Annotated in this window: 15 protein-coding genes; 12 read left to right on the top strand and 3 right to left on the bottom strand. The window is 41.6% G+C overall.

Annotation, left to right across the window (positions count from 1 at the left end; all coding sequences use genetic code 11):
• The first annotated feature begins 218 nt into the window (after positions 1-218).
• On the top strand, positions 219-623 hold the full coding sequence (locus tag ACEW80_RS05060; RefSeq protein WP_373525542.1) for a hypothetical protein: 405 nt from the start codon (positions 219-221) through the stop codon (positions 621-623).
• A 190-nt stretch (positions 624-813) separates the two neighbouring features.
• Here the strand turns inward: ACEW80_RS05060 and ACEW80_RS05055 are convergent, their stop codons facing one another.
• The gene (locus ACEW80_RS05055) at positions 814-1,029 is read right to left on the bottom strand and encodes a hypothetical protein (protein ID WP_373525541.1); all 216 of its coding nucleotides are present in this window, start codon (positions 1,027-1,029) and stop codon (positions 814-816) included.
• 380 nt (positions 1,030-1,409) lie between these two features.
• Here ACEW80_RS05055 and ACEW80_RS05050 point away from each other — a divergent pair, with 380 nt between their 5' ends.
• From ACEW80_RS05050 to ACEW80_RS05000, 11 genes are all read left to right on the top strand, one after another.
• Positions 1,410-1,622 (top strand): type II toxin-antitoxin system HicB family antitoxin, encoded by a 213-nt coding sequence (locus tag ACEW80_RS05050; protein ID WP_373525540.1) that lies wholly within the window; start codon positions 1,410-1,412, stop codon positions 1,620-1,622.
• 22 nt (positions 1,623-1,644) lie between these two features.
• Positions 1,645-3,099, top strand: a complete 1,455-nt coding sequence (locus tag ACEW80_RS05045; protein WP_373525539.1) for a carotenoid oxygenase family protein — start codon at positions 1,645-1,647, stop codon at positions 3,097-3,099.
• 61 nt (positions 3,100-3,160) lie between these two features.
• On the top strand, positions 3,161-3,739 hold the full coding sequence (locus ACEW80_RS05040; protein ID WP_373525538.1) for a Uma2 family endonuclease: 579 nt from the start codon (positions 3,161-3,163) through the stop codon (positions 3,737-3,739).
• A gap of 122 nt (positions 3,740-3,861) precedes the next feature.
• On the top strand, positions 3,862-5,391 hold the full coding sequence (locus ACEW80_RS05035; protein ID WP_373525537.1) for a YifB family Mg chelatase-like AAA ATPase: 1,530 nt from the start codon (positions 3,862-3,864) through the stop codon (positions 5,389-5,391).
• 107 nt (positions 5,392-5,498) lie between these two features.
• Entirely contained in the window at positions 5,499-5,876 is a 378-nt protein-coding gene (locus tag ACEW80_RS05030) for a hypothetical protein (protein ID WP_373525536.1), read from the top strand.
• A complete protein-coding gene (locus tag ACEW80_RS05025; protein WP_373525535.1) occupies positions 5,873-6,289 on the top strand; it encodes a type II toxin-antitoxin system VapC family toxin in 417 nt (138 codons plus the stop codon). Before ACEW80_RS05030 ends, ACEW80_RS05025 begins: the two co-directional genes overlap by 4 nt.
• Entirely contained in the window at positions 6,277-6,912 is a 636-nt protein-coding gene (locus ACEW80_RS05020; protein ID WP_373525534.1) for a DUF4394 domain-containing protein, read from the top strand. Before ACEW80_RS05025 ends, ACEW80_RS05020 begins: the two co-directional genes overlap by 13 nt.
• An 854-nt stretch (positions 6,913-7,766) precedes the next feature.
• Positions 7,767-8,801, top strand: coding sequence for a YihY/virulence factor BrkB family protein (locus ACEW80_RS05015; protein WP_373525533.1), 1,035 nt, complete (start codon positions 7,767-7,769; stop codon positions 8,799-8,801).
• A gap of 263 nt (positions 8,802-9,064) precedes the next feature.
• Complete coding sequence (locus ACEW80_RS05010) at positions 9,065-9,622, top strand: DUF421 domain-containing protein (protein WP_373525532.1); 558 nt, start codon at positions 9,065-9,067, stop codon at positions 9,620-9,622.
• A gap of 40 nt (positions 9,623-9,662) precedes the next feature.
• Positions 9,663-10,958, top strand: a complete 1,296-nt coding sequence (purB, locus tag ACEW80_RS05005) for an adenylosuccinate lyase (protein WP_373525531.1) — start codon at positions 9,663-9,665, stop codon at positions 10,956-10,958.
• 158 nt (positions 10,959-11,116) lie between these two features.
• Positions 11,117-11,656 (top strand): DUF4126 domain-containing protein, encoded by a 540-nt coding sequence (locus tag ACEW80_RS05000; RefSeq protein WP_373525530.1) that lies wholly within the window; start codon positions 11,117-11,119, stop codon positions 11,654-11,656.
• Positions 11,657-11,696: 40 nt separating this feature from the next.
• Here ACEW80_RS05000 and ACEW80_RS04995 read toward each other — a convergent pair whose 3' ends face one another.
• Together ACEW80_RS04995 and ACEW80_RS04990 are read right to left on the bottom strand one after the other, a co-directional pair.
• Positions 11,697-12,026, bottom strand: coding sequence for a hypothetical protein (locus ACEW80_RS04995; RefSeq protein WP_373525529.1), 330 nt, complete (start codon positions 12,024-12,026; stop codon positions 11,697-11,699).
• Positions 12,027-12,556: 530 nt separating this feature from the next.
• Positions 12,557-12,700, bottom strand: a complete 144-nt coding sequence (locus tag ACEW80_RS04990) for a hypothetical protein (RefSeq protein WP_373525528.1) — start codon at positions 12,698-12,700, stop codon at positions 12,557-12,559.
• Between the last annotated feature and the right edge of the window lie 160 nt (positions 12,701-12,860).

The following is a 12,860-nucleotide window of genomic DNA, read 5'->3' as shown; positions in this document are numbered from 1 at the left end:
CCCGTTTACGTAGAGGACTACAACATTTTACCATCACCCAAGTTCTCTCCCAAAAGTCCGCTCCTGAAGGGGACTTGACGCCACGCTCACGTGAGCTAGATCAAATTCTTCGTTTAGCCGCCTAGACCACCAGTTGCAACTGTTTGATACTTAGCTCAGGAATTTAATTTCTGGGTCAATTTCTGCAAAAGTATAGCTTCAACGTCATTTTTTCCATCTTGCTTTCCGAGTGGACTTACGCTATTGCCATCGTCAATGCTGATGCTGACGCTATCACTCATGTTATAGACTATACTCGTGAACTTGAAAAATTAAAAATCTTTAATAAAGTCAACTTTACTGCACTAATAGCCCAGTTAGAAGCACTGAAAGCTCAAGTTCCTAATGATGAACAATCATGGGAACTACGTTGGGCATTTGCTAAACACCTCAGACAAACCTTACTTAATGTTTTCAATCTCACCTCAGAAATGGTCAAATTATCTAAAGAAGAAATAAAAGCACTCGAAAATTATCTCTACGCTAATCATCTCATCATCCAGTGCAAACAAGCAGCAGTGCAAGTGTCGCCCCAAACCTGGGAAGCAATTGAGGCGCGAATGTTGTTGGTTCCAGCAGGTTAAGCAACAATAGAAAAATGAAAAGATAGCCAGATAAACGCTCCATGAGTTTATTACAACAGGCTAAGGATACAAAAACGGCGAAGTTGCAGGAAGTTTAGTGGAATGAACAACGCGATCGCTTAATAGCATAACTTGCAGGCAGCGATCGCAACTTTATTTAAAACAGTTCCCGCTTGCTGAAGTCGCTACGCTAAAAGCTTTCATTAACAGAATTTGAATTGTTGTAACAAACGTTGAAGCTGGAGTGATTCCCACTTAAGCTGTTATGACTCCCGCTTAAGCTGTAGCGACTCCCACTCAAGCTGTTGTGACTCCCGCTTAAGCTGTAGCGACTCCCACTCAAGCTGTTGTGACTCCCGCTTAAGCTGTAGCGACTCCCACTCAAGCTGGAGTGACTCCCACTCAAGCTGTAGTTAAAAACGTTGAAGTTGTCCTAACAAACCCTCAAGCTGTTGTTATTACACAAAATCTTGTAGTTAGGAATGCACAACTTTTTGTTTTTCATCTTCGCTCACATATTATCGAACACTAAATTAATACTCACACAACTGAGAAAAAGTCAATAAAAAAAGCCTGGGCCGGTGCGTAGGCGCAGCCCGTCGTAGACATCGCCAGCACAATCTTACACTTTACGCACCTGCAAAAATTAAATATCTTCATCGACTGCAAACAAGCAGCAGTGCGGGTGTCACCCCAAACCTGAGAAGCAATAGAGGCGCGAATGTTGTTGGTTCCAGGTGGTTAAGCAACAATAGAAAAATGAATAGATAGCCAGATAAACACTCCATGAGTTCATTACAATCGGCTAAAGATCCAAAAACTCAAACCTTTACAGCAATTCTGCACTGGGAAGAGGATGTTTATGTAGCTGAATGTCCAGAGGTGGGAACCGCCAGCCAAGGAGAGACGATAGAAGAAGCGATGTCTAACTTACGAGAAGCAACGGAACTATATTTAGAAGAGTTCCCGTTTTTTGAATTAGAAAAATTAAAGCTGTAGCTACTACGCTGAAGGTGTCGTTATGCATACCATTGATAAAAAGTCAATAAAAAAAGCCTGGGCAGGTGCGATACCTACGGTGACCTTCGCTAACGCCCAACCAGCAACAGAATTTCCCTCTACGCAACTGCCAATTATCTCCGGCAAAATCCCAGATGGTTTACGTGGCACTCTGTACCGCAATGGTCCCGCCCGGCTAGAACGCGGTGGCATTGATATGGGACACTGGTTTGATGGAGATGGGGCAATTCTGGCTGTAAATTTTACCGATGCAGGTGCCACCGGGGTTTATCGCTACGTGCAAACCTCTGGCTATCAAGAAGAAGCCGCAGCAGGTAAACTACTCTATGGCAATTATGGCATGACTGCACCGGGGCCAATTTGGAATCAATGGCAAAAGCCCATCAAGAATGCTGCCAATACCTCAGTACTAGCACTTCCAGATAAACTTTTGGCACTGTGGGAAGGTGGTAAACCCCACGCCCTCGATTTACAGACTTTAGAAACTTGGGGCGAAGATGATTTAGGGGGGTTAACGAAAGGATTAAACTATTCGGCACATTGTAAGCGTGACAAGCAAACAGGGGAGATTTTTAACTTTGGCATCAGCCCTGGAAAAAATGCAACGCTTAATATTTACAAAAGCGATTCCACTGGCAAAATTATCCAAAAATCCGCATACCAGCTAGATGGTGTACCATTGGTGCATGATTTTGTTTTAGCAGGACAGTATATTGTATTTTTCATTCCGCCAGTGCGATTGAATGTCTTACCTATACTAGTCGGGATAAACAACTATAGTGATTCGCTAGAGTGGCAACCTAGATTAGGAACTCAGATTTTAGTTATTGATCGGGAAACCCTATCTGTGGTTAGTCGTGGAGAAACTGAACCTTGGTATCAATGGCATTTTGCCAACGGTTATGTCGATGCTAGCGGCTCAGTGATTGTAGATATCGCCCGTTATGAAGATTTTCAGACTAACCAATATCTCAAACAAGTAGCCACAGGTGAGACTCACACCGCAGCTAAAAGTACACTAACGCGAGTTCATTTGCATCCCCAAACGAGCAAAGTTACCTCAATTCAGCAAGTATTAAATCGACATTGTGAATTTCCGACTGTACCACAGCAAAACGTCGGGCAAGCTTCTCAGTACACATATATGTCAATACTCCAGACAGGAACAGATATTAGCCAAGAACTATTAAATGCGATCGCTCGCTTCGACTACAAAACCGAAACCCTCACCGAAGCAGACTTAGGAGAAAATCGCTATCCTTCCGAACCCATCCACGTGCAAGATAACCAAAACCCTGAACAAAGTTGGCTGCTAACCGTTGTCTACGATGGTAATTCTCATAGTAGTGAACTTTGGGTATTTGATAGCGATCGCCTAGACACAGAACCCCTTTGCAAACTCCAATTACCCAGCGTCATCCCCCACAGCTTCCACGGCACCTGGAACCCAGCATAAATAACCCCTCAGCGTCCCTCAGCGGTTCCCTCCGCGCTCCTTTGCGTTAAAAAACAAGCTTATGCAATTACAACAACCCCACCATTCCCCCACCGAATACCTAGAACTAGAAGTCATTTCCGAGTATCGTCACGAATATATAGATGGTCAAATTATACCCATGACAGGTGGAACACCAAATCACAATCAAATAGCTGGGAATTTTTATGCAGCCCTTAATTTTGCTCTGAAGCGACAACCTTATCGAGTATTCATCACTGATCAACGTTTATGGATTCCCAAAAAGAAAATTCATACATATCCCGATGTCATGGTTGTTGCCGGTTCATTAGAATTTTCTGAGGGACGTAAAGATACAATTACTAATCCCTTGATTATTGCTGAAGTGCTATCTAAATCTACCAGAAACTATGACATAGATGAAAAATTTGCGGCTTATCGCACCATACCCAGTTTCCAAGAATATGTTCTGATTGATCAGTACAAAAATCATGTAGAACAATATTCTAAAACTGATGAGAAAAAATGGATTTTCTCCGAGCATGAAGATGAGGATAGCATTTTAATTCTCTCCTCGATTGAATTTCAAATCTCTCTATCAGATATTTACGATAAAGTTGAATTTGAGACTCAAGAATAACCTGACTTTAAACTTAAATTCCCATTAGCCGATCTCAACTAAAAATCATCTCTGTGGTTTCACTCATGCCAATCCACCAACTCATCTGCTAGAGCTTTGAAAGGTTTACTATTATATAAGAAATGCTTGCTAGAGTCTGGAGTGCATCAATTGTGGGCATCGATGCCGTCAAAGTAGGCGTAGAAGTCGATGTGTCAGGAGGATTACCGGGAATTGTTGTCTTGGGACTGCCAGATTCAGCGATTCAAGAATCAAGAGAAAGAGTCAAAGCAACGCTGAAAAATGCTGGCTTTGCCTTTCCCATGCGAAAGATCGTCATTAATTTAACTCCGGCAGATTTACGCAAAGAAGGCCCTTGTTTCGATTTGCCGATTAGTGTGGGAATTTTGGCAGCTTCTGAGCAAGTTAGCCCTGATTTGCTGGGGGATTATCTATTTTTGGGCGAAGTCTCTCTAGATGGCAGTTTGCGTCCGGTGGCTGGTGTCTTACCGATCGCAGCCGCAGCCCAAAAGATGGGAATTGCAGGTTTAGTTATCCCTGCTGATAATGCTCAAGAAGCCGCAGTGGTTGAAGGCTTGGCTGTTTATGGTTGCAAACATTTGTCTGATGTGGTAAATTTTTTAAATAATCCGGGGCGTTACAAACCTGTGCAGATGGATGAGACACCGGAGATAGCAACAGTATCTTACCCTGGCGCAGATTTGCATGATGTTAAAGGACAAGCTCATGCGCGTCGAGCCTTAGAAATTGCTGCGGCTGGCGGACATAATTTAATTTTTGTTGGGCCACCTGGTAGTGGGAAAACCATGTTAGCACGGCGCTTACCAGGAATTTTACCCCCCTTGAGCTTTGCCGAATCTTTAGAAGTGACTCGCATTCATTCGGTAGCTGGTTTATTGAAAAATCGTGGTTCATTGGTACGCGATCGCCCTTTTCGCAGTCCCCACCACTCGGCATCTGGGCCTTCTCTCGTTGGTGGCGGTAGCTTCCCTCGCCCTGGAGAAATTTCATTATCTCACCGAGGTGTGCTTTTCTTAGATGAACTCACGGAATTTAAACGAGATGTGTTGGAATTTCTGCGTCAACCTTTGGAAGATGGTTACGTGACAATTTCCCGCACCAAATTATCGGTAACATTTCCGGCGCAGTTTACTCTGGTAGCGAGTACCAATCCCTGTCCATGCGGTTATTATGGCGATACCATCCAACAATGTACTTGTTCTCCCCGGCAACGCGAGCAATATTGGGCAAAACTTTCTGGCCCGTTGATGGATCGAATTGATTTACAAGTTGCGGTGAATCGCTTGAAACCAGAAGAGATTACCCAACAACCTACGGGAGAAGCATCAGTATCAGTGCTACAACGAGTTCAACAAGCAAGCGATCGCGCAATTACTCGCTTTCAAGAAGAACCAAATCTGCGTTGCAATGCCCATTTGCAGAGTCGTCATCTCCAGAAATGGTGCAAGCTAGATGATGCTAGTCGCAATTTATTAGAAGTAGCAATTAGAAAATTAGGTTTATCGGCAAGAGCAAGCGATCGCATTCTCAAAGTAGCACGGACTATTGCAGATTTAGCGGGAGAAGATGAGCTAAAAACTAATCATGTAGCGGAAGCAATTCAGTATCGCACAATCGATAGAATGCAGTAGGAATCTTGTGATGATGACTTAAGTCTGTTAAATAGTTTGTGTTATTAGCAGCTAAAACAGCAACCCTAAAGCTATGATTCTAATAAATGAGTCAGAGTCGAAACTTTATGGAAATTAATACTTTAGCAGAATTACAGACCGCAAATTTAAAAGTAAATATTTTGCTGGAAACTAGAGAAGATGGTAGCGCGATCGCATCTATTTTGGAACTTCCACAGTATCATGTCGAAGCAGCAACTCGTGAACAGGCACTTTTAATACTGAACCAGCTTTTGGTTCAGCATTTAGACAAAGTTGAAGTCATTCCGATGGAAATCAAATTGCCTCAAACTGAGCAATATCAAAAACCTTGGATGAAATTTGCCGGAGTATTTAAAGATGATCCAGACTTTGACGTAGTTCAACAGTATATTCAAGAGTATCGTCAAGAATTGGATGCTACTGAGAATGCAGCAGATTCTAGTATGCAGAGGGAAGCAAGTTGAGTCTTTGGGTTCTCGATACTGATAGCGTTTCTCTTTTCCAGAGAGGAAATTTAGAAATTGCTTATCGCCTAAATATTATTGACGCTAGCGAAGTCGCAATTACAATTGTCACTATCGAGGAACAACTTCGTGGACGATTTCAAGTTATTCGACGAGCGACTCCTAATGAACTGGTTTCGGCTTATGATAAACTACAGGTAACGTTTGATAGTTTGAAAAGCTTCAATGTCTTAAAATTCACTCCTGAAGCCCAAAAACTATATACAAATCTACTCCATCAAAAGATTAAAGTTGGTCGGCAGGATTTACGGATTGCTGCCATCGCTCTCTCGGTAAATGGAATTTTGGTTACACAGAACAACCGGGACTTTTGTCAAGTACCAAATTTAGTTTTAGACAATTGGACTTTGTAAAACTGTTCTTCAAGCCGCACAATATTGACTTCCGTCCAGCAAACGGTCTGCTTTATGGTGTCACAGATACTGACAAAGTATACACGATCAACTTTAGAACTGGTCAGGCGACCTTTGTGAGCCAACTATCTAGCAGCTTTAATGGAGGATTTCAGTCAGGGTTTGACTTCAATCCCGTACCAGACCGCTTACGGACAGTAGGTAGCAATGACCAAAATTTTCGTACCAATGTCGATACTGGTGCAGTTACTGTCGATAAAACCCTAGCCTACGCTATTGATGATGTTAACGCCGCAGTTGACCCCAACATTACTGGTGCCGCTTACATAAATTCAGTTGCTGGAGCCACATCAACTCAACTTTATGGCATTGATTACGATCTTGACGTGTTAGTACTGCAAAACCCACCCAATGATGGCACTCTCAGAACTATCGGCAAGCTTGGTGTTAACTTTGCACCCATAAGTGGGTTCGACATCTTTACAGATGCACAAGGCAAAAATACTGCCTATGCACTGTCTGGTTCAGTTCTTTACACTATTGACCTATCTACTGGCATTGCAACTAAAATTGCCAATGTACCTAAAGGTAACTTCATTGGTTTAGCCGTTAGATCTAGGTAGGCGTTCCCAAGCTTGACTTGATCTATTTGTTAAAAGCGTAAATACGTATGCTCTGGTCTTGATTGTTAAGATATTCAATCGAGAGCAGAGCAGACGCTTTAGAAAAACTCACGAAGTCCTCATAAGTGAAATTTTTAAATTTCATACCTTAATTTAGCAATACCAAATTTTCAATTTATATTCTTTATTAGTCTTACCTTAAAGAGAAAGGTTCAAAGAAGACTGTTTGTACTGTACTAAAGTACAAGCTACTAAAGTTTAATTTTTGATTATATTTAAATCAGATTTTTTATTAATCTAAAATCTCCATTAAGAAAGATTTATTTAATGATTAAGACTGGCATAATAAAAAATACAAATAATATTTTTTATGCAAGAAAAATTAAATAATGTTAAATGGTAAAACTTCTCATTAACTATTTATCATTAATAGTTACCAAAAAGCTGGAAAAAATTTATGGTTCAAACTTGGCTGTGGATTGGTGTCATCAGTATGACACTGGGTTGTGCTTTTTTCGGAATAGGCGCACACAATGGCAATATTGAATCGGAACCGTTATATAAGTAAGTATAAATTTTCAGTACGATGTTTTAGATAGCTAACCGATGAAGAAACACCAAATTTTAGCAAAACGATATTAGGGGAATCAATCAAGGGATTATGCGATCGCACTACCTATTGTCTGTCAAAAAGCAAATTATTTATAGATATTCCCATCAAATAAATTATCGACTCTGCTAAATTCCTCCTCAAGGACGCTTCAGAAACTCCCTTGGGAAGATGACGATAGTAAGCAAATCAGTATCCAATATATCAGGGACTAAGCAACATCCCCTGTAAGGAGACTGACGCAATGAATTTGCAGGCAATTGGGCAGCTATTCCAAGAAACCTTTAAGGAATGGAGTGAGGATAAAGCCTCACGGTTAGCGGCGGCGTTAGCTTATTACACGATTTTTTCCATCGCACCGTTACTAATTATTGTAATTGCGATCGCAGGCGCAGTATTTGGAGAAGAGGCGGCAAGGGGTCAAATCGTTGGACAAATTCAAGGTTTAGTCGGTAAAGATGGCGCAGAATTCATCCAAACGGCGATTACAAATGCTAATAAACCCCAAACAGGTGCGATCGCCTCTATCATTAGTGTTGTAGTCTTGCTCGTAGGTGCTACTGGTTTATTTACCGAGTTGCAAGATGCCCTCAACACGATTTGGGAAGTTAAACCGAAACCCGGACGCGGCGTTATCAACATGATTCGCCTACGCTTTTTATCGTTTGCAATGGTGATCGGGATTGGCTTTTTACTTTTAGTTTCTCTAGTAATTAGTACAGCATTATCAGCATTAATAACATACTTTAGTAACTTACTCCCAGGTGTCGATTTTGTCTGGCAAATTATCAGCTTCATCATCTCTTTTGCCATCACTACATTACTGTTTGGACTAATTTTTAAAGTTCTACCAGATGTCAAAATTGCTTGGGGTGATGTTTTAATTGGAGCTATTCTTACCTCTTTCTTATTTACCATTGGTAGGTTTTTGTTAGGACAGTACTTAGGTAATGGCAGCTTTGGTTCAGCTTATGGTGCAGCCGGTTCACTGGTGGTAATCTTAGCTTGGGTTAACTATGCCGCCCAAATTCTTTTCTTCGGTGCTGAATTCACCCAGGTTTATGCTAGAAGACACGGGAGCGGCATAACTCCAGATAAAAACGCCATACCTCTCAATGATAAAACTTCTACTCCTGACGAGACGAAGAGCAATGGTACTACTGAAAAAAAGCAAAATAAAAGTAATAAACAGCCGTTTTCTAAGTTAATGAATCGCCTCATCCGGTCGTTTTGGCAACCTAAGCGCTTGAAATCTAGAAGAAAAAGGCAGTACTTTTAATTACTAAAAGGATACACATTATTTTCCTTGGCTGTAGTTATCTTATAGCTAAATTGATGTAGGAGATAAGTCCGTATCCAAGGGCAAGGTTTTCTTTCCTTGCTTTTAAATTCCTTTAATCACGGACAAAATACTTTTGTGAACCTGAGTATTTCGTTAAAAACTGATTACAACCTATAGCTTTTCAAAAAGGAAGTTCCAGTTTATCTAGATGATTTCCTGGATTATGAATTAGATTTAAATACTATAAAAAGAGAAAATTAATGTTGACGAACAAATTGTTTTTTATCGATTGGCAAGCAATCTTTATTCCTAGCATCAGCATCTTTGAGTTGATTATCCGCGGTTCACTGGTCTATTTAGCGCTATTTTCAGTACTACGCATACTTCCTAGCCGACAACTAGGAACTCTAGGAATTACTGATTTACTCGTAGTTGTATTGTTTGCTGAAGCTGCTCAAAACGCTATGGCGAGTAATTATACATCAATCACTGAAGGCGCTATCCTGGTAGGAACTGTGATTTTTTGGAGCTACTTGCTAAACTGGTTAGGCTATCAAATACCCCAGTTCCAACGTTTCCTAAATCAGCCACCGTTGCTACTGGTAAAGAATGGTCGGATGATTCAGCGTCATCTGCAACGAGAGTTAATTACAGACGATGAGTTGATGAGCAAGTTACGTCAGCAAGGTGTGGAATTTTTAGCAGATGTAAAGTTTGCATACATGGAAGCTGACGGTAGGATTAGTATCATCACGTCGGACTCAAAAACTAGTTCCGTCCCTGAGCAAAAAGTAGAGTTAAAAAGTGATCTACATTAATTAGACTGTAGAATATGACGGTTGTATTCTGTGCCGAATTGTGATTGAGCGTTATAGTTTGCCCGAAATGGCTAATTTGTGGAATGAAGCCTATAAGCTAAAAACTTGGCTGCAAGTAGAAATTGCTGTTTGTGAGGCTCAGGCTGAATTGGGTTACATTCCGTCTCAGGCGGTCGAGGAAATTAAGGCCAAGGCAGATTTTGACCCAAAACGGGTGCTGGAAATTGAGGCTGTAGTCCACCACGACGTTATCGCTTTCTTGACAAATGTTAACGAATATGTCGGTGATGCCGGACGCTATATTCACCTGGGTTTAACCAGTTCTGATGTACTGGATACGGCTTTAGCACTACAATTAGTTGCCAGTCTGGATGTGTTGTTGCAACGTTTGGAAGATTTGATTCAGGCAATTCGCCAAAAAGCACAAGAGCACCGTCATACAGTGATGATTGGCCGATCGCATGGTATTCACGCTGAACCAATTACTTTTGGTTTTAAACTAGCTGGCTGGTTGGCAGAAGTGTTGCGACATCAAGAACGCCTGAGAATTCTTCGCCAAACCATCGCCGTGGGTAAATTTTCTGGAGCAGTGGGAACTTACGCTAATGTTGAACCCCGTGTAGAAGCGATCGCTTGCCAAAAACTCGGACTCAAACCCGATACGGCCTCAACACAAGTTATTTCCCGCGATCGCCACGCCGATTATGTGCAACAATTAGCTTTGGTAGCGGCATCCATCGAACGTTTTGCTGTCGAAATTCGCAATCTGCAAAAAACCGACATTCTAGAAGTTGAAGAATTCTTCGCCAAAGGTCAAAAAGGTTCCTCAGCAATGCCACACAAGCGTAACCCCATCCGTTCGGAACGGCTAACGGGAATGGCGCGACTCGTCAGAAGTTATGCCGGTGCAGCTTTGGAAAACGTTGCTCTTTGGCATGAAAGGGATATTTCCCACAGTTCTGTAGAACGGGTAATTTTGCCCGATGCTTGCACCTTGACGCATTTTATGTTGATAGAAATAACCGACTTGGTGAAAAACCTGTTGGTCTATCCTGAGAACATGGAACGAAATCTCAACCTCTACGGTGGCGTTGTGTTCAGCCAAAAAGTGCTACTTGCTTTGATAGACAAGGGAAGCAACCGAGATCAAGCTTATGCGATCGTTCAAGAAAGCGCTCACGCCGCTTGGAACAAGCCCGAAGGCAATTTCCAGGACTTGATTAGCAAAGACCCTCGCGTTATCCAAAAGTTGTCTCCAGCCGAACTAGAGGTGTGTTTCGACCCCCAGCAGCATCTACGGCATTTAGAAGAGGTTTACCAACGATTAGGTATTTAGTTTGCTTGTAGTGAGCGCTTAAGCGTTCACTACTAACTTGTTAGTCAAAAATCCGCAAATTTTCTGAAGATTGTCAGTTTAGTGCTGGAATTTTTGTGAGTTCTGGGTAGTATAAATAACAAATATCTAGCTATATTATTAGTGCTTCCAGTACTTTAATGATTGAAATCTTAGCCACACTTTCAGCCTCTGCGGCAGCAGGAATGAGAATAGGTACACCTTTGCTAATTATTGGATTATTGCAGGGTAGTAACTTGTGGTCGCAAGTTCCAATTTTATCTCATATTTCTCAACCAATATTATTAGCGTGCCTCAGTTGTTGGTCTTTATTTGAATTATTGGCCTCAAAAAAGCTATGGGGGCAAAGATTGCTCCAAGTAGTTCAGTTATTAATGTCTCCCGTCGTGGGGGCAATTATGGGGTTAGCAGTAGCTTCCGCAACAGCAACGCCAAATTGGCTAATTGCCTTAACTGGGAGTTTATTAGCTTTAGTACTCCAGCTAGTTCAAGTTGGTTGGTTCTATCGCTTACGCGGCTTACCGTTGTGGGCAGTCTTTCTTCAAGATACCTTATGTGTTGCTCTAGTACTTTTTGCCTTTGATGCTCCTTGGCAAGGAGGATTAATTGCTTTACTTCTGCTCTGGTTTGCAGTTCATAGTACTAAGCAGTGGTATAATTGGTATTGGCAGAAAAGTTAGGAGTTAAAAGTGATAAATTAGGAATGAAGATAGAAGTTAACTACTTTTTTTCATTCGCAGTAAACTTCTGAGGCCCGGTTCTAATCCACGCTCCATGAGCAGGAAGACCTTGTTGCAGCGGATTGATGCTGGATTGGATCAAACTTCCACCTATGATAAAGGTAGCGTAAGTGTTAAATGGTGACATACCGCTCTGGGGCGCGGGAGTAACTACACTACGCCAACTTCCCTCCAATGCCCTCGTTTGATTCTGAACCTGCTGTTCTGACCACAATTCATGACTAGCCGCCTTGCTCCCATCTAACCAGGGAGTAATCATGGTAATTACAGCAATGGTTCCTAATATGGAAAAGACCTTTTTATTAATCATAAAAATCTTATTTTGATTTTCAAGATCGATATTTCTAAAATGTAGAATTTTACACCTACGTCAGAATATATCTTTATAAAAGGAAACTTGATTGTGAAAAGTTGTTTCTTACTTTTCTGACTCAAAGCTCATGTTGTCACCATGACAATTAAATAATGCACTGATGACAACTAATTATTACAGTTCGTGTCTTGTTTGCGCCGTCGTTTTCTTGCCCATATCTCTGGTGGGCAGGTTCATTTTCTATTCCCTAAAAACTGAGCGATGTATTGAAATTGTTGTAAAAACTGGCAATATCCCCTGAAAATGCTTGATATTTAGTTGCCAACACAGCAATTGCGATCGCAGATCATACTCCAATACGGTTCAGTTAGCGCAAAAAACCTTAAGCTGCGTAGGTTGGGTTGAGGAACGAAACCCAACATTTGGGCAGGTTTGTTGGGTTGAGGCTTTGCGAAACCCAACCTACAATTTTCCTTAACTGAACCGTATTGGATCATACTCTAGTATTTCTCCTTAGTGCGTAGGCGCTAGCCCGTCGTAGACATCGCACACATCGTAAATAACCTAATTCTGCCTGGATAACCCAAAAAGGCGTAGAAGCTCTGCTTCTTGTCGCCAGACATCGCCCATTGTTTGCCCAAGGTGTCATCATCTGGTGGATTTCTGCTCAACTTGGTAGCTAACAAGTGTTAACTACCTATACTTTTGCAGAAATTGACCCAGAAATTAAATTCCTGAGCTAAGTATCAAAAAGTTGCAACTGGTGGTCTAGGCGGCTAAACGAAGAATTTGATCTAGCTCACGTGAGCGTGGCGTCAAGTCCCCTTCAGG

It is taken from the genome of Nostoc sp. (genome assembly GCF_041747015.1).
Taxonomy (GTDB): Bacteria; Cyanobacteriota; Cyanobacteriia; order Cyanobacteriales; family Nostocaceae; genus Nostoc.
The sequence above is the reverse complement of the archived record's forward strand: the minus strand, read 5'-3'. Positions and strand labels throughout refer to the sequence as shown.